This is a genomic window from Bacillus pumilus (assembly GCF_009937765.1).
Taxonomy (GTDB): Bacteria; Bacillota; Bacilli; order Bacillales; family Bacillaceae; genus Bacillus; species Bacillus pumilus_O.
Genome location: NZ_CP047089.1, coordinates 2,496,448 through 2,513,785, shown reverse-complemented (window position 1 = coordinate 2,513,785; position 17,338 = coordinate 2,496,448). Strand labels below are relative to the sequence as shown.

Sequence of the window (17,338 nt, the reverse complement as noted above, 5' to 3'; positions counted from 1 at the left end):
ATACATTATTTTCTACACTTCTACTTTTTATAACAATATTTTCATAATTTGATACATTTTAACTAATTTAAAAAACCGCCAAAAGGCGGTTTTTATTTAGTCATATATATGGACGGTTGGTTCTTTGTCTTCAGCATTTTTCGTGATCAAGGCTTCTTGTTGATCTGAAGATGTGATGTTAATTTCGATATTGGTACTCTTATAGTAATCCATTACTTCACCTGTTAAATATTGCGTGAAAGCTACGACTTCCGTTTTTCCGTAGAACTGCATTGGAATTTCGACTTTCATTTTTTGCAGGTTCCCGTCTTTGTAAAAGCCTTTTCCTACGACACCCGTGTAATTCGGGAAATAGTCTTCAACTTTTGTTTTGAAGCGGTCAAATCGCTCGGAATCATCTTTGTAGTTGCCTTTCGCATTATCTGAAGGGAAGAAGACATTCTCCTCTTTGATCGTATCCCAATTGCCGATATCAGCTGAGCCTGCTTTCACATCTGTTTTAGCAATAAAGTTTCCTGGCACGATCGATGATTTTGGTGCTTGCTTATAAAGGGCAATCATGACAGGTACTTTTTGCAATCCATCCATTTGACGAATTCGTTTGATCACTTGTTCAGCAATTTTTTCGCCTTCTGACAGTAGTTTCTTTGAATTTTTCGAAGAATCGATCGTCACTTCTTGCTGAGGATCACCGATATTTTCACGGTAATAATAAACAGAGTTCAGCGCAAGTCCAATGACAACCCCGCCAAGCTGTAAGCTGTTTTTATCTTTTCGAATTAAGTAATTATGCTCTAACATCGAAGCTAAGTAAATTGGACTATTTTCATTTTTAGACTTTGTTGAACCTGAGTTCGGAAGAGCAGGATTTAAGCCTAGATTCTTAAAGTCCTTATCTTCTTTTTCTGCCTTTTTCAAATCACTGCCTGTTTTTTTGCGCGCCAGCCAGCCTAGAACGGTGTCCTCATCTAAATGCTGTCCTTCTTGGAAAAGGTAATCGTTTGTATTAAATGACTCTGTTGCGAGACGCATGAGCCCTGTTTCAAATTCATCGATGTCCAAGCGTGTGTTGAGACGCTCTGCTGTTAATCCTCTTGCAGCCCCTTGTTTAAACGGCAGCACCATTTTGTAATAAGAGTCAGAGATATTGTACATCGGGATGATGGCTGTTTCTTTCGTTTCATCCGTTTTTTGTGTGACCTCTTCGTCTTCCTTTCCCCCAAAAGGTGCACACGCTGACAATACCAGTGTGAGCATTGTCAGCAGCAATAACAACTTTTTCAATAGAAAACACTCCTCTTATTTCTTTAGCTCCTCGAGCATTTTAGCTTCGTCCCAAATTTCAATATTAAGTTCTTCTGCCTTTGTCAGCTTACTTCCCGCTGCTTCTCCGGCAATGACTAAATCTGTTTTCTTACTCACACTACCTGCCAGTTTACCACCTAATGCTTCGATCGCTGCTTTTGCATCGTTTCGTGCCATTTCTTCTAATTTCCCTGTCAGCACAATGGTTTTGCCTGCAAAATAGGAATCACTTTCTTCAACCTTCACCGGTTTTGGTCCTGTATAGGTCATATTGACCCCAAGCTCTTTTAGTTCATTTAGCAGATTGAGAATTTCTTCTTTTTCAAAGTACGTGACAACAGCATCAGCCATTTTTTCACCGATTTCATCAACTTCGAGTAATTGTTCTTTCGTCGCTTGCTTTAATTGATCGATATCACCGAAATGCATCGCCAAGGTCTTTGCCGCTTTGGAGCCAATAAATCGTATACCGAGTCCAAATAATAAACGCTCTAGAGAGTTTTCTTTCGATTGCTCAATCGAACGCAGTAAATTGTCGACAGATTTTTCGCCCATTCGCTCAAGTTGAATGAGTTCTTCTTTCGTTAATCGGTAAAGATCGGACACACGAGAGACAAGCTGTTCTTTGAAAAGCTGTGTAATGACCCGCTCGCCAAGCCCATCAATGTTCATTGCATTGCGGGAAACAAAGTGAATGAGTCCCTCACGTATTTGGGCAGGGCATTCTGGATTGATGCAGCGTAAAGCCACTTCACCTTCGATTCTCACCAGCTCACTATGACACTCTGGGCATTCCGTCGGCATGTGAAACGGCTTTTCTTCTCCTGTACGCTGATCGATCAGTACACCTGCGACTTCTGGAATAATATCTCCCGCTTTTTTCACAATCACTTGATCAAAAAGGCGAATATCCTTTTCTTTGATCAAATCTTCATTATGAAGAGACGCTCGTTGTACTGTCGTTCCTGCTACTTTGACAGGCTCCAGGATCGCCGTTGGTGTGATGACACCTGTACGCCCGACACTTAGCTCAATATCAAGTAGCTTTGTCACGACCTCTTCAGCTGGAAACTTGTACGCAACAGCCCAGCGGGGACTTTTAGCTGTAAAGCCTAGCTCTTCTTGCTGAGCTAACGAATCGACTTTGATCACAATTCCATCGATTTCATATGAAAAATCAGCACGCTTCGTTTTCAGTGTTTCAATGAGCTCGATCACTTCCTCAATCGTTTGGCACGTCCGTCTTTCTTTGTTCGTTTTAAAGCCAAGTTCATCGAGAAGATCGAGTCCTTCGCTTTGCGATTCAACACCAATTTCATCAAGCTCCGCTATACTGTAGACGAAGATATCAAGGTTTCGTTTCGCCGCAATTTTTGTATCAAGCTGACGAAGTGAGCCGGCGGCCGCATTACGCGGGTTCGCAAACGGCTCTTCTTCGTTTTGTAATCTTTTTTCGTTTAATGCTTCAAAGGAAGGTTTTGGCATAAATGCCTCGCCTCTCACTTCAATAGACAAAGGACGTTTGATTTTGAGTGGGATCGAACGAATGGTTTTGAGGTTTTCAGTAATATCCTCACCCGTTGTCCCATCTCCACGAGTAGCACCTCGAACAAACACGCCATTTTCATAACGGAGAGAAACAGCGAGTCCGTCAATTTTCAGCTCGACATTGTATGCGATATCGTCACCGACTGCTTGACGAACCCGGCGGTCAAAATCAAGAAGGTCCTGTTCATTAAACGCATTCCCAAGGCTGAGCATCGGTGTGCCATGACGCACTTTTTGGAAGGCGTCTAACACAGCGCCTCCTACTCTTTGTGAGGGAGAGTCCGCTGCTTTTAAATCAGGGTGCTCTTCCTCTAAAGAGATCAGCTCACGCATGCGCGCATCATATTCAGCGTCAGGAACACTTGGACGATCCAGTGTATGATATTCGTAGTTGTATTGGTTCAAAATCTCGTGCAGTTCCTCGATCCGGCGTTTCGCTGCTTCTTTATCCATCTGCTTCTTCCTTTCAATTCATCCGTTTTATAAGTTCTACCAGTTTATTGCTTCTCAATTGGCGCAAATGCTGCGAGAAGACGCTTAATGCCTGTAGGGCTTGGGAAGGCAATATCAAGCTCTGTGCTGTCTCCACTGCCTTTTACACTGACAACCGTTCCAACGCCCCATTTTTTATGAGCCGCTTTATCGCCCACAGCCCAGCCAATACTTCCGCCGCCTGTGTTTTGAATGGTTTGAGTTTGCGGACGTGAGACAGGTCCCCGTCTTTGCGGTCGTTCTCTTGTTTGGCCAAATGGTGTTTTGGTTTCTTTTTTCTCATTTAGGTTGTCCAATAAATCGGCTGGTATTTCTCGAATGAATCTTGATTCAAGGTTCATGTTTGTCCGGCCGAAGAGTGTTCTCATCTTGGCACTTGATAAATAAAGCTCTTCTTCCGCACGTGTGATGCCTACATAAGCAAGGCGGCGCTCTTCTTCCATCTCCGCATCTTCCATTAATGAACGGCTGTGCGGGAAGACACCTTCCTCCATGCCCATTAAGAAGACAACGGGGAATTCTAGACCTTTTGCGGCGTGAAGCGTCATTAAAATGACCGCATCCTGATCTTCTTCCTCATTTTCATCCAGCTTATCGATGTCTGCGACAAGGGCAAGGTCTGTCAGGAAAGTCACAAGGGACTTGTCTTCATTTTGTTCTTCAAAGTTCTTAGTCACAGAGAGAAACTCGTCAATATTTTCTAGACGACTTTGTGCTTCAATCGTTTTTTCAACCTTTAGTGCTTCACGATAGCCTGTTTTCTCTAGAATTTCTTCTGTTAGTTCTGTGACAGATAAATAATCCTGCATATTGGTCATTTGATCAATGAGCTGTTTAAATTCATCAAGCGCATTGGCTGCCCTTGCACTGAGTCCAATGAAATCTACCTGAGCAAGTGCTTCAAACATAGACAGATCATTCATCTCGGCATATGCCGCAATTTTATCAACAGAAGTTGCACCGATTCCGCGCTTTGGTACGTTAACGATTCGTGCAAAGCTAATGTCGTCATCTGGGTTAGCTACTAGGCGTAAGTACGCCAAAATGTCCTTGATCTCTTTTCTGTCATAGAACTTCGTGCCGCCGACAATGTTGTATTGAATGTTTGACTTCAATAATGTTTCCTCTATGACACGAGACTGGGCATTGGTCCGATAAAGAATCGCAAAATCGGATAATTTACGCTTGCCGCTCTGATGAAGCTGATGAATCTTTCCAGCAACAAATTGTCCTTCACCGAATTCATTATCTGCACGGTAATAGGCAATCTTCGCTCCTTCATCATTTTCTGTCCAAAGATTTTTCGGCTTACGGTTTGAATTGTTTTGAATCACTGTGTTTGCAGCATTCAAAATACGTTTAGTCGATCTATAATTTTGCTCAAGCAAAATCACTTCACTGGACGGATAATCTTTTTCAAAGGAGAGAATGTTTGTAATATCCGCTCCGCGCCAGCGATAGATGGACTGATCCGAGTCACCGACCACACATATATTTTGAAAACGTTGAGCGAGCAGTTTCACAAGCATGTACTGCGCTCTGTTTGTATCCTGATACTCATCGACATGAATGTATTGGAATTTTCGCTGATAGTGTTCTAATACTTCAGGGATGCGTTCAAACAGACGAATCGTCATCATAATAAGATCATCAAAATCAAGTGATTGGTTCTTGAGTAATCGTTTTTGATAATCTGTGTAGACGTCGCTGACCACTTGATCATAGAAATCACCAGCTGTTTTGGCGTATTCCTCTGCGTCAATGAGTTCGTTTTTTGCACTACTGATTGAACCTAAAATGCTACGTGGATCAAACTTTTTAGGATCGATATTTCGTTCTTTTAAAATGTTTTTAATGACTGAAAGCTGATCAGATGTGTCTAATATAGAAAAGTTGCGATTTACACCAATACGGTCAATATCGCGTCGTAAAATGCGCACACACATGCTGTGGAACGTAGAGATCCATATATCATCCGCACCAGGCCCTAAAATGGCTTGTACACGCTCACGCATTTCACGTGCTGCTTTATTTGTAAACGTAATCGCTAAAATGTTCCACGGAGCCACATGCTTTTCTGCCATTAAATAAGCAATTCGATGTGTGAGCACCCGTGTCTTTCCGCTTCCTGCTCCTGCCATCAAGAGTAGCGGACCGTCTGTTGCTTTGACCGCTTCTTTCTGCGCGTCATTCAACCCTTCTAATAGATGATTCGATATTTCATTCATTCCATTCACCGCCAATTCGAACTTATGTTCTATTTTAACCCGTTTCATCTTGTTTGACTATGATGATTTTTTGACTGCGCTCACTGTCTTTAATGCTTCTTTGAAATTGTCATAAATGACGTTTCCTACAACAACCACGTCCGCATGCTGCGCAAAATCTTCTGCCTGTTTTGCGTTTTCAATGCCCCCGCCATAAAAAAGAACCGTATCAGAAAGCACTGCTTTCGTTTCTTTCACTAACTCTATATCTCCAAGCGTTCCGCTGTATTCTAGATAAAAAATGGGCAGCTTCATCAAATGCTCTGCCACTCTTGCATATGCTCTTACGTCATCGATGTCCAGTGCTGTATTTGCTTCTGTAAGCTTGGCCGCTTTACATTCTTCATTTAAAATCACATAGCCTTCAGGCACGATCTCTTCCATTGACATCAAATCACCGAATTCCTTCATCGCGTCCTTGTGAAGCCCAACAATCCAATCAGGATGAGAGCTGTTTAAGACGGTCGGAATGAAATACAGATCAAAGCCCGGCACAATCATTTCATGTGTTGAGATTTCAAGCACACATGGCACAAGAAACCGGCGGACCTTTGACATCAATTGAAGCACGTTGTCCTCTGTCACATTGTCACTGCCGCCAATCAATATCGCATCCGTACCAGATTCGCAAATCGCCTCTAGCTGTTCATCGGATATTTCTTTATTCGGATCGAGTTTAAAGACATGCTTCCACTCGGTAACATCATACATGAAAAATGTTCCTCCATTCGTTTCATTCCATTTAAATATTATAACAAAATCAGTGACCGCAAAAAATGGGTAACCTCCTTCAGCTAAAAGTTTCATTCTTTTGAAAATGGTGTTCATGACTTTAAGTTAGATTGCTGAAAACATCTAGGAGCTGAGAGGGTTGATCTTTGACCGTTCACTGATAGGAAAGTTTTGTATCACCACATGTTATTATACAATAAAGGGACATTTTACTATTGATCAAAAAACCATACATAAAGTAGGTGATCCACTTGAAAAGAGCCATCACATATGATCAAACGATCGACATCGGATACATCTATCTCCTGCCTGTGGGAATTGGGACAATCAAAGAAACCATTGAATTAGATGTAAATGAATGTGTGAACGTAGATATTGACAAAGAGGGCCGAGTAGCTGGTTTGGAGTTATTTGCAGAAGAAACCAAGGTTTTGAAGCATGCACCCGTTTATGAGGATGAGCTTTCGTTACGTTTTACAGATCAGGAAGTTCTCTCAACCTATCATTTATCAGGCATTGAATTTCTTTTCTCGACGCCTGATCACGAAGGGTTGATCGGTTTTACGATTGTCGATCCTCTTCGATATAACATCAAAAAAAAGACAAGAAAAAACCGTTTTGAATGGTCAAAACGGTTTTTCCAAACTATTGTCTCGCTTCATTGAAATAATGGACGGATGTCATGGCCCCTTCATCGACCATCTTGTTGTCTTGAATATCTAATGGATCAGGGTGTCCAGCTTTTTCAGGAATCTTTTCATCTGAGCGGAACATGCTTGCCCATTTTTTGAGATGCTGTTTATTTTTCACTGCTAATAACACTGCACCACCAACCCCTAATCCTGCAAGTACATACGTATTCGGACGCTTATTCATGTATGTTCCCTCCCCTTATGATCTTATTTGTAAGTTACCCCGCCTTTTCATTTCTAAACGTCACAATCTGTTGAAGTGGTTTCTCTTTCAATGAAAAGTGGAATAACAACAGCAACGATAGAGAAAAGAGGGGATTTTCGTGACAACACCTTTCATTGTCATTGTCGCACTATTAGTGATTTTTTTCATCATACCAATCATTTTATTCATCTGGATTTGGATGCGAGATGAAAAACAGGAAGAGCATTCTGTCCTACGAAATTATCCGGTCATTGGAAAGCTACGGTTTATTTTTGAAAAAATAGGACCTGAGCTTCGCCAATATCTGTTTCTAAATGATCGGGAGGAGCTTCCTTTCTCAAGAAGAGAATACGAGCAAGCTGTCATGTCTGGGAAGTACAAAAGCCGGACGATGGGCTTTGGATCAAAACGTGATTTTGACAAGCCTGGCTACTACATTCGCAACGTCCTATTTCCAAAACAACGAGATGAGTTACGCATCAATCAATCTGAAAAAATCCAAACAAAAGTGTATCAGATCGATCAAGACAATTTACTGAGAAGAAGTGAACATACCAAAGAGGTTGAAGCAAAACCTTACTATCTCCATCAAGACGATGTACAAGTGATAGGCGAGCACACATGTCAAAAGCCTTTCCGTGTGAAAGGCCTGATTGGTCAGTCTGCCATGAGCTACGGATCTTTAGGCGACAGGGCCATTACAGCATTATCCTCAGGATTAAAGATGGCTGGCGGTACGTGGATGAACACAGGTGAAGGCGGGCTTTCTCCCTATCACCTCAAAGGCGGAGCCGATATCATATGCCAAATTGGGCCCGGTCTATTTGGCGTAAGAACAGAGGATGGCGCTTTTTCCTTTGAAGAGTTTAAGAAAAAAAGCGAGCACGAGGAAGTCAAAGCCTTTGAGCTGAAGCTGGCTCAAGGAGCTAAAACACGCGGCGGGCATATTGACGGTGAAAAGGTCACCGAAGAAATTGCAAACATCCGTAAATTGCCGCCCCACCAATCCATTGACAGCCCAAATCGATTTGAGATGTTCCACTCCATTCCTGATATGTTTGATTTCATTGAACAGTTGCGAAGTATAGGCGGAAAGCCTGTCGGCATCAAGCTTGTGGTCGGACATAAAGAAAACATTGAGGAACTTGCAGCGTACATGAAAAAAAGCGGAAAGCATCCTGATTTCATTACAGTGGATGGCGGAGAAGGCGGCACTGGTGCGTCCTTTCATGAATTGGCAGATTCCGCAGGGCTGCCGATTTTCACGGCACTCCCAATGGTTCATCAAATATTGAAGGAATACGGTGTCAGAGATCAAGTAAAACTCTTTGCTTCTGGCAAACTTCTCTCACCTGATAAAATTGCGATTGCCCTTTCCATGGGTGCTGACTTTGTCAATATTGCACGGGGACTCATGTTTTCAGTCGGCTGTATTCGCGCCCAAGTGTGTCACACGAATAAATGCCCAGTCGGGGTCGCCACTACTGATCCAAAGCTGCAAAAGGGTTTATCCATTGAAGAAAAGAAATACCGAGTCTGCAATTATATCCTTTCTCTAAGAGAAGGTTTGTTTAACTTATCCGCAGCCGCAGGAATTGAATCTCCCATTCATTTTAATGAGAAACATATTGTCTACAGACAAGAAAATGGTCAGACAAGTGAAGTGCCTATTTTTTCAGGAACACAGCCGTCTGTCTAGTGTAAAATTTTAGAGTCTTAGAGAAACAGAATGACACCAACACAGTACATTAACAAATAAATGAAAAATTGAATATACACAGAATAAAAAGCAGGGAGCCTCCCTGCTTTTTTATTGGACTTTATTAACATTGGTACATCACCATTTTTTAAAAACACTCTCTTCTAATTTCTTAACTGCCAATTTGCTCTACAACCTAGAGCATTCAATTGCATGCATTCTGCTTGGATGTTATTAAAAAACTTTCATTAAGTTTAAATCAAATACATGGTGCAAACGAACCTTCTCAATGTTGAATGGATATTGTACCATTCTTGTTGGATATCCATCATATTAACCGTACTATCAAAACCCATTACTAAAGTATCTAGTTAAATTAAGCTTTTGCAACCAATAGTTGCATAGTGGTTGGTAGTGTGCAACTTATAAAACCATTACAATGACAACCAACATAATATAAAGGGGAGTTGAAAGATGTCATTAGGTTCCAATATTGCAGATAAAAGAAGAGCTTTAAAGTTATCGCAAGAATATGTAACTGAGCAGTTAGGAGTGAGTCGGCAAGCAGTATCAAAATGGGAAACAAATCAATCAGAACCATCGATGAAACATTTAATAAAATTAGCTGAATTATTTGATAGCGACATAAAAGAATTAGTATCTCCAGAACAACCTTCTTGGAAAAAAGACCAAGAAAATCGCATTAAACCAAATCAAAAAGATATAAGGATGCAACTCTCAGCAGTATTTGGTCGAATTCTAATGTTGATCAGTTTTTTAGGTTACACAGGCGCCTATTTTGACTCAGCTGCATATCAACTACCTATTTGGTATTTACACATTTGGTGGGGAGTTCTGTTTTTGACTGGAATTATTTTAACATTTATTGGGGCACGTGATTACTTTAATAGAAAATCTGGTTCAAAAAAAATAATAGGGCTTGATTGTTTATTAGTGACATCCTATTTTCTATATGAAATATTGCCTTTTGAAAGAAATATAAATACATTGGTTTCATTACTTTTTGGTATTTCCATTCTGATTATAATAAACATTTACTTTTTCATCCCTACATGGAGGAAATCAAATCATTAAACAAAATTTTAGAATAGAGTTCCACAACACAGTCTATTAGATGCAGTTAATGTACTGATTTTTGGGGTTCCTAATAGGAATAAGACAAATCTATTGCACAAAATAGTCAAGAAATACGAAAGAGAAAGAAAATAAAAATCAGGACCGCTTCTTTCAGCAAGTCCTTGTTTGTTTTTTCAGCGCTCTTCATAAAAAAACTGTAAACAACGCCATTCTTGTCGAAAAGAATTGTTTACAGTGAAAGCTGTTTTATTTTGTTTCGTCATTTGCCTGCTGTTCTGCTACGCGGTCAAGTGCCATTGTATAGGCATCGTTTCCGTAGTTCAAGCAGCGTTTGACTCGTGAGATGGTTGCAGTGCTTGCACCTGTCTCCGTCTCAATTTTATGATACGTGTTTCCCTCGCGAAGCATACGTGCTACTTCAAGACGCTGTGATAAAGATTGAATTTCATTGATGGTACACAAATCATCAAAGAATCGATAGCATTCTTCCAGGTCTTTAAGGGATAAGATGGAGTTGAATAACTGATCTAAGCTTTTGCCCCTTAATTTATCAATTTGCATCTTTATACATCTTCTCCTTTACTTTTGGCACCGCTTCGCACGACATTCTGCGGAGAAAGCGGTATCTTTCCTGACTAATTTTTTTCAACCTCAGCAATGAGCTTTGAACGAATCATGACAGGTTTGTTTATACGCTGGAAATGCCGTCAGTTCTTTCGTAAGCCGAAGCTTCTTTATCGTATACAAATTCGACAAGTTCTGTCATTTTCCTTGTTCGACAATCTGACAAACTTGTTTGCTTCCGATATCCAGATCACTTCTACTTCATTAGGGCTTCCCTAAAAATACAGGTTGTACGAAAAGCTCAGCGAGACCACAAACATGCGCCCCGCCTCACTCAATTATTCAAAATATGTTGGTCGGCCAGCGTAACCGACAGATTCATTTTTTCATTAGGGCATTTCACTCGTCATGTCAAAGCCCTCTGCTTCAACAACTCCACATAAGCATTTTCACCTACATGGCAGCGAAGAGATCCATTGCTCACGTCTGCCCTATAACAGCGGTCAGAAATCTAGCAAAGATGATACAGCTCCACTCTGTTATATTTTAACGCATTATAGACGGAAAGAGTACAGTTTTTTTCATGACATCAAATATTCCTCTTGGTGTCACTCGAATATACGGCAAATGTGTACTTTGGAAAAAGACAAGTGTATCAATTGGGCAATCAAATGGATAGCCTCTCTCAATGAGCAGCTCTCGCAAGGTTTGTATTTGCTGAAGGACTGTCTCGAACGGTTCAGCAGAGGCACAGCCTGATAGTTGCAGCGGGATTTCGTGCAAAATTTCCCCGTTCTCTGTGAGGACGATCCCCCCGCCAATTTCTTTCATTCGCTTATGTGCAAGCATCATATCTTCTTTATTTTTCCCGATCACTAAAATGTCACCCGTGAGTGAAAACGAGCTGACAAACCCTTGCACTTTGTTTGCAAACCCTTTGAGCATCGTGTTTACACGCCACTCACCTTTTCGGTCAATCAGGCTAAAGAAACTTTGATCATGATCACATGACAGCTGATTCACAGAGTTATCAATCTCCACTGTATAAGGCTCCATGATGACAGCATTTCTCATTTTGACACCTAGTGGCATGGAAAATTGCAAATCACTCGTCGTCAGATCATAGCCTAGATCTAATGGAACAAGCCCGCCATTTTCCCATTTTGTTTCTTGAAATTGATGCTGGTTCTCTCCATCTAATTTGAGGATGACTCCTTTAGATATGACCGTTTCAGGATTTGGATTCATTGGATCATCTAACACATTCAAAGAAGCCAGACGTCCTGGACCGACAACACCTAATAAGTCATCAATTTGATAGTATTTCGCAATGTTAAAGGTCGCCATATTGTATGCATCGATGATAGGCACGCCTTCTTCAAGGGCAATTGCAATCAAACGATTAATCATACCCTCCTCATAAAAATGAGGCGCTGCTCCGTCTGTTGTATAGAAAAAGTGATCATAGTGTCTAAAATCACGCTCATGCAACTCTCTTAAAATGTTCACTAAATCTGGGCGGATGGAAGAATGACGAAGTGAGACATGGTAGCCAAGGGACAAGCGTTTGAGCACATCGTCTGCATTCATCGCTTCATGGTCGCTGTCCGCGCCAAACAGCTTCATTTTTGTTAGCGTTTTCTCAGAAGCGCCAGGGAAATGCCCTTCAATTCGTTTCCGCTGCTTCTTCGTTTCTTGCATGCAATATAAAATGAGATCATCTCCGTCCATCAATCTTGGCCAGCTTGTTAATTCGCCGCCTTGAAGGACATCTGGATGATCAATCCATTCCTTGCGATAGTTGATAGGAAGCATCTCATCTTCATATCTGACTTCGGTTTGAAGATCGTATCTAGACCACCAGAAATACTGAAATGGCTGCTGTTTTAATTCACACAGAGTGGAAAGCGCTTTCTTTTCATTGCTCTGCAAAAGAAGAAATAAGTTATCACTAACCATCGTGGTTGTGCCAAATTGAGACACATATTCTGCAAGTGATTGGGGATTATAAATATGGAACGGATGCGCGTGAGGCTCTATATACCCAGGCACAATGTATTTCCCTTCACAATCAATCACACGTTTAGCTGATTTATTTTGAGGAAGCTCTGCTCCGACATAAACAATTCGATCATCATGTATCCAAATATTTGCTTTCACCCATTGTTTTAAAAACGGGTTTAGCACGAGTCCATTCGTTAAAAGGAGTGTTGGAACTATTTTTGAGTCGACTACATCGATTTGTGTGCGGATGTCATTGTTTCTCCAATTAAAAGTACGTTCGGACATTCACATACTCTCCTTCATTTGTATTAGCCCTATCGTAACATAACAAACCACGTTACGCATTAATGAAACGTTACAATTTCTTGAAATCACACTTAAAATATTTAAAAAAGGAGATTTACCTTCAATGAAACCTAATCTCGGCTTAATGGAAGCGCTCATTCGAATTGCCTGTGGAATGACAATATGTACTGTGGCTGGTTCTTTATATGCTAGAAAACCATGGAGCAAAATGCTGCTTTTGGGCATGATGTTCGGCGGGATGAAGCTTGGATCAGGCATTCTTCGTTTTTGTCCAGTAACGTATATGTGTGAACAGCAGGACACACATAAAGAGAAGGCTGATTGAACAGCCTTCTTTCAAATTGTTGACAAAGTGCTAAAATGATCTTGATTTTAGCACTTTGTCTTCTTTTTTGTGATCATTTTTATATCACTCCGCTGCTTCACACCATTCCACCATCGTACCTGCAATAATTTCTGCGGCTTCAATGACATGCTCAATGTCGATGGATTCATTCGGAAAATGGGCAAGCTCTGTTGTTCCAGGTCCGAACACGATGATCGGGATACCTGCCGCCTGTGACAGTAGTCCTCCGTCTGTTCCCCAAGGAGCAGCTTCGATCTTTGGGGGCTCCTTCTTGACCGCCTCATATTGTTCCTTCAATAGACCTAAAAGTGGATGGTTCGTATCGATTGAGCCTGGAAGCCATCTAGCACCAAACCATTCGACTTCGACAGGATGCTCTTTGAACCATTCATCCTTTTCCCCAAGTCCCATCATCCAATTTTCTAGTTCCTTCTCTGCCTGCTCAACCGTCTCACCTGGCATCACACCAAGTCTTCCCTCCATTGTGACTAGATCTGCTACAGAGGACGGCCAATCACCGCCTTGAATTTTCCCTATGTTGATGGGGATTGGAATGGGGATATGCTGAAATAATGGTTCGGTGATGCGTTGATTTCGTTCTGCTTCAAGTGCCGCTACATGCGAAAGAACGATCGTACTCTTTTCAATAGCGGAAACGCCATGATATCTTGTTCCGCCATGAGCTGCCCTTCCTTTCATATGCAGTCTGAACCACTTAGATCCCTGCTGAATCGGAAAGATTTTCATATGACTTGGTTCTGGAATGATCGCCGCATCTGCTGTATATCCTCTCAGTATGGCTGCAAGAGTACCGGCGCCGCCGCTCTCTTCTTCGACGACACTATGAAATACGACATCTCCTTTCAGCGGAATCTGAAGCGCATGCAGCGCCTCTAGTGCAAAGAGTAAAGAAACATTTCCGCCTTTCATATCTGTTGCCCCGCGTCCATAAAGTCTCCCGTCTATGATATGCCCGCTGTAAGGCGGATATGTCCATTGTTTCGTATCTCCTGCTGGCACAACATCGACGTGCCCGTTTAATAAAATAGATTTGCCGTCCCCTTTCCCCTTCAATCGCCCGGCGACATTGGGACTTCCTTTAAAAGAACGCCTCGGGGAATAGAAATATGGGTGTTCGAGCAGGTCTTCTCCGCCAATCTCCCATACATCTACATCAAAACCAATGGCGGACAGCTTATTTGCTACAATTTGTTGCACCTTTTGTTCGTTCCCTTGGGTGCTTTCACATTGCACCATTTGCTGAAGAAGCGCAATCGCTTCATCTTGGTGCTCTCTCATCCAGCTTCTGATACGTGTAATTGGCTGCAAGTCAGTCATCCTTTCTACACAACAGATTTAACATCAGGCGCTAAAATTAAGGGTGCCTCTGTCGCCCTTATGACATCCTCCGGCTGAAACGGTGGCATGACTTCACGTAAAATGAGCAGCTGTGATTTGACCTCAATGACGGCCATATCCGTAATAATCAAATCTACACAAGACTTCGCCGTTAAGGGCAATGTGCAGGCAGATTTCACCTTTGATTGTCCGTGTTTATCGAGGTGGCTCATCACCACCACAACCTTTTTCGCCTTTTGTGCAAGCTCAATCGCTCCGCCCATCCCGGGTACTCGTTTACCTGGCACAATCCAATTCGCAAGATCGCCCTGACTGCTTACTTCAAGTGCACCTAAAATGGTCATATCCAGCATGCCTTTTCGAATAATGCCAAAAGCAGTCGTGCTGTCCATGTATGAGCCGCCTTTTGTTAATGTAATAGGATAGCCGCCGGCGTTGCACAAATTTGGATCTTCTTCTCCTTGTACTGGTGAGGCGCCTGCCCCCATAATGCCGTTTTCAGCATGAAGCCATACGTTGTAATGCGCTGGAATGTATTCCGCTGCAAGTGTCGGGATACCAATCCCAAGATTGACGATCATGCCATCTTCAATTTCCTGCGCCGCACGTTTGGCTATGCGGTGTCTTAAATCGATGTCTCCCATGCCCATGTCCAGTTCACTCCTTTTGATTGCACGATCTGGTTCACAAATACGCCTGGTGTCACGATTTCCTCCGGATGAAGATTACCAACAGGCACAATCTCTTCCACTTCCGCAATGGTCCAGTCTCCTGCCATCGCCACAATCGGGTTTGTATTCCGTGCACTTTTATCAAATATTAGATTTCCTGCTTCATCTGCTTTGAGGGCATTCACAATGGCAATATCTGCTGTTAGCGCAGGCTCAAGGATATATGTCTTTCCGTTTAGCGGCACGAGCTGCTTCTCATCGAGATTGAGGCTATCCATGCCGACATCTGTCACAATGCCTGCCAAGCCCATCCCGCCTGCTCGTATTTTTTCTGCAAGAATGCCCTGCGGGTAAAAATGAACGTCTAGTGTACCTGCCTGCATTTTCTGTCCGGCTATTGGATTTGAGCCAATATGAGAAGCAATGATCTTCTTGACTCTTCCTTCTGTGATCAGCCGACCAACACCTATTTGCGGGAAACCTGCATCGTTTCCGATCAATGTCAGATCTTTAATATTGGCTTCTAGAATGGCATCGATCAATGATGGCGGAGACCCTACGCCGCCAAACCCGCCAAACATGATGGTCATGCCATCCCTAAAATGCGTGATCACTTCATCTACATTCACTGTTTTGTTCATCATTTTTCCTCCCTACATCGCAGATGGGAAAAACCCTCGGTTGATGACTTCTTGTTCGACCTGCGTAATGGTCTGTTCAAATAATTGAATGAGTTCATCCATCTCCTGCTGTGTGATGGAAAGCGGCGGTGCAATCATAACCGCTGCACCTCCCACTCCATCCTCACCGGCGCTTGCTGGGTATACAAGCAAGCCATTTTGCTTCGCTGTCTCAACGACTAAATGCGTCATTTGAGCATGGGCAGGAAATGGTGTTTTCGACAGGCGGTCTGCGACAAACTCAATGCCAATGAGCAGTCCCTTTCCTCTCACATCTCCTATGATGAAATGGTTTGTTTGCACTTCCTTTAAGGCGTTCATTAAATAGCGACCAGACAGATCCGCTCGTTCAGGAAGCTGATGTTTTTTCATATAACGAATGACAGCCAGTGAGACGGCGGCTGAAAGCGGATTGCCACTATAGGTATGACCTGCCATCACTGAGCCGGAACCGCTCAGAATTGGCGCGATGACATGATCCGCTGAGACGGCTGCCGCAATCGGTGAATAGCCAGCACTCATCCCTTTGCCGAGAACCATAATATCTGGTACGACGCCCCAATGCTCCATCGCAAACATTTTCCCAGTTCGTCCAAAGCCTGTCATGACTTCGTCTGCAATCATTAAAATATCGTTTTCCTCACAGACACGCTTCATTGCTTCAAAATATCCGTCTGGCGGTACTAGCGCCGCTCCCGATGCCCCGACAATCGGCTCTGCAATAAAAGCGGCGATCCTCTCTTTTCCTATACGCTGAATGACCGTTTTAAATTCCTGGACATACCATTCAACCTGCTTGCCCTCTTCCTTCGGCAGCCATGAACGATAGCTATATGGCGGAGACAGCACCGGATTCTTTTCGAGCAATGGTTCAAAGCGCTCTCTCCTTGTAATATGTCCGGACATCGACAGCGCACCGAGGGTGATGCCGTGATAACTCATCCATCGAGAAATAATGTGATTCTTCTCCGCCTTTCCCTGCTCCTGCCAATGCTGAATAGCAATTTTCATGGCTGTTTCCGTTGCCTCTGATCCACTTCCGACAAAAAAAGACCAGTTCAGGTTACCTGGACAAAGCTTGCTCAATTCATAAGCAAGATCTTCTGCTGGTTCATTTGTGAATTGTGATCTGTACGTAAAGCTCACTTTTTCCGCTTGCTCGGTCATGGCATCAATGATTTCACGTATGCCATGTCCAATACTTGCCGTGACAGCCCCCGATGAGCCATCTATATATTTTTTTCCGTCCCGATCATATAAATAAATTCCCTCTCCTTTCACAGCCACAGGATAATGCTGATTCAACATCGGTTTGATTAAGTAATCCCGGGTCTCCACTTTGCCATTCCTCCCTCTCTCGTCAGCAGCTG

Annotated in this window: 15 protein-coding genes; 4 read left to right on the top strand and 11 right to left on the bottom strand. The window is 42.6% G+C overall.

Annotation, left to right across the window (positions count from 1 at the left end; all coding sequences use genetic code 11):
- Nucleotides 1-96: 96 nt before the first annotated feature.
- From GPS65_RS12445 to pcrB, 4 genes are read right to left on the bottom strand one after another with little or no spacing between them, the layout of a single operon-like run.
- Nucleotides 97-1,284, bottom strand: coding sequence for a CamS family sex pheromone protein (locus tag GPS65_RS12445; RefSeq protein WP_144456723.1), 1,188 nt, complete (start codon nt 1,282-1,284; stop codon nt 97-99).
- 15 nt (nt 1,285-1,299) lie between these two features.
- Nucleotides 1,300-3,306, bottom strand: a complete 2,007-nt coding sequence (gene ligA / locus GPS65_RS12440; protein ID WP_088001825.1) for an NAD-dependent DNA ligase LigA — start codon at nt 3,304-3,306, stop codon at nt 1,300-1,302.
- 44 nt (nt 3,307-3,350) lie between these two features.
- On the bottom strand, nt 3,351-5,573 hold the full coding sequence (pcrA, locus tag GPS65_RS12435) for a DNA helicase PcrA (RefSeq protein ID WP_012009165.1): 2,223 nt from the start codon (nt 5,571-5,573) through the stop codon (nt 3,351-3,353).
- A 57-nt stretch (nt 5,574-5,630) separates the two neighbouring features.
- Nucleotides 5,631-6,323, bottom strand: coding sequence for a heptaprenylglyceryl phosphate synthase (gene pcrB / locus GPS65_RS12430; RefSeq protein ID WP_041816135.1), 693 nt, complete (start codon nt 6,321-6,323; stop codon nt 5,631-5,633).
- A 272-nt stretch (nt 6,324-6,595) separates the two neighbouring features.
- Between pcrB and GPS65_RS12425 the strand changes: the two genes are divergently transcribed.
- Nucleotides 6,596-7,009: a DUF2283 domain-containing protein gene (locus GPS65_RS12425; RefSeq protein WP_012009163.1), complete on the top strand. Its 414-nt coding sequence runs from the start codon at nt 6,596-6,598 to the stop codon at nt 7,007-7,009.
- On the opposite strand, the gene GPS65_RS12420 is transcribed toward GPS65_RS12425, so the two are convergent.
- Nucleotides 6,990-7,220, bottom strand: a complete 231-nt coding sequence (locus GPS65_RS12420; RefSeq protein WP_012009162.1) for a hypothetical protein — start codon at nt 7,218-7,220, stop codon at nt 6,990-6,992. The two genes, GPS65_RS12425 and GPS65_RS12420, sit on opposite strands and share 20 nt — an antisense overlap.
- Nucleotides 7,221-7,359: 139 nt before the next feature.
- Here GPS65_RS12420 and GPS65_RS12415 point away from each other — a divergent pair, with 139 nt between their 5' ends.
- The gene (locus tag GPS65_RS12415) at nt 7,360-8,940 is read left to right on the top strand and encodes an FMN-binding glutamate synthase family protein (RefSeq protein ID WP_144473359.1); all 1,581 of its coding nucleotides are present in this window, start codon (nt 7,360-7,362) and stop codon (nt 8,938-8,940) included.
- Nucleotides 8,941-9,414: 474 nt separating this feature from the next.
- Nucleotides 9,415-10,035 carry a helix-turn-helix domain-containing protein gene (locus GPS65_RS12410; protein ID WP_144473361.1) on the top strand — a complete coding sequence of 207 codons (621 nt, stop codon included), beginning with the start codon at nt 9,415-9,417 and terminating at the stop codon, nt 10,033-10,035.
- Between the two features lie 249 nt (nt 10,036-10,284).
- Here the strand turns inward: GPS65_RS12410 and GPS65_RS12405 are convergent, their stop codons facing one another.
- Nucleotides 10,285-10,599, bottom strand: coding sequence for a YerC/YecD family TrpR-related protein (locus tag GPS65_RS12405; RefSeq protein ID WP_003214053.1), 315 nt, complete (start codon nt 10,597-10,599; stop codon nt 10,285-10,287).
- Between the two features lie 549 nt (nt 10,600-11,148).
- Nucleotides 11,149-12,891 carry an adenine deaminase C-terminal domain-containing protein gene (locus tag GPS65_RS12400; RefSeq protein ID WP_012009158.1) on the bottom strand — a complete coding sequence of 581 codons (1,743 nt, stop codon included), beginning with the start codon at nt 12,889-12,891 and terminating at the stop codon, nt 11,149-11,151.
- Nucleotides 12,892-13,015: 124 nt separating this feature from the next.
- Here GPS65_RS12400 and GPS65_RS12395 point away from each other — a divergent pair, with 124 nt between their 5' ends.
- Entirely contained in the window at nt 13,016-13,237 is a 222-nt protein-coding gene (locus GPS65_RS12395) for a YgaP family membrane protein (protein ID WP_144456729.1), read from the top strand.
- An 84-nt stretch (nt 13,238-13,321) separates the two neighbouring features.
- On the opposite strand, the gene GPS65_RS12390 is transcribed toward GPS65_RS12395, so the two are convergent.
- Genes GPS65_RS12390 through GPS65_RS12375 form a run of 4 tightly spaced genes read right to left on the bottom strand, consistent with a single transcriptional unit; the run spans nt 13,322 to nt 17,306 of the window.
- Nucleotides 13,322-14,587: a peptidase gene (locus GPS65_RS12390; protein ID WP_119124510.1), complete on the bottom strand. Its 1,266-nt coding sequence runs from the start codon at nt 14,585-14,587 to the stop codon at nt 13,322-13,324.
- Nucleotides 14,588-14,601: 14 nt separating this feature from the next.
- Nucleotides 14,602-15,267: a 3-oxoacid CoA-transferase subunit B gene (locus GPS65_RS12385; protein ID WP_012009155.1), complete on the bottom strand. Its 666-nt coding sequence runs from the start codon at nt 15,265-15,267 to the stop codon at nt 14,602-14,604.
- Nucleotides 15,243-15,929: a CoA transferase subunit A gene (locus GPS65_RS12380; protein WP_119124509.1), complete on the bottom strand. Its 687-nt coding sequence runs from the start codon at nt 15,927-15,929 to the stop codon at nt 15,243-15,245. Before GPS65_RS12380 ends, GPS65_RS12385 begins: the two co-directional genes overlap by 25 nt.
- A 12-nt stretch (nt 15,930-15,941) precedes the next feature.
- Entirely contained in the window at nt 15,942-17,306 is a 1,365-nt protein-coding gene (locus tag GPS65_RS12375; RefSeq protein ID WP_119124508.1) for an aspartate aminotransferase family protein, read from the bottom strand.
- Between the last annotated feature and the right edge of the window lie 32 nt (nt 17,307-17,338).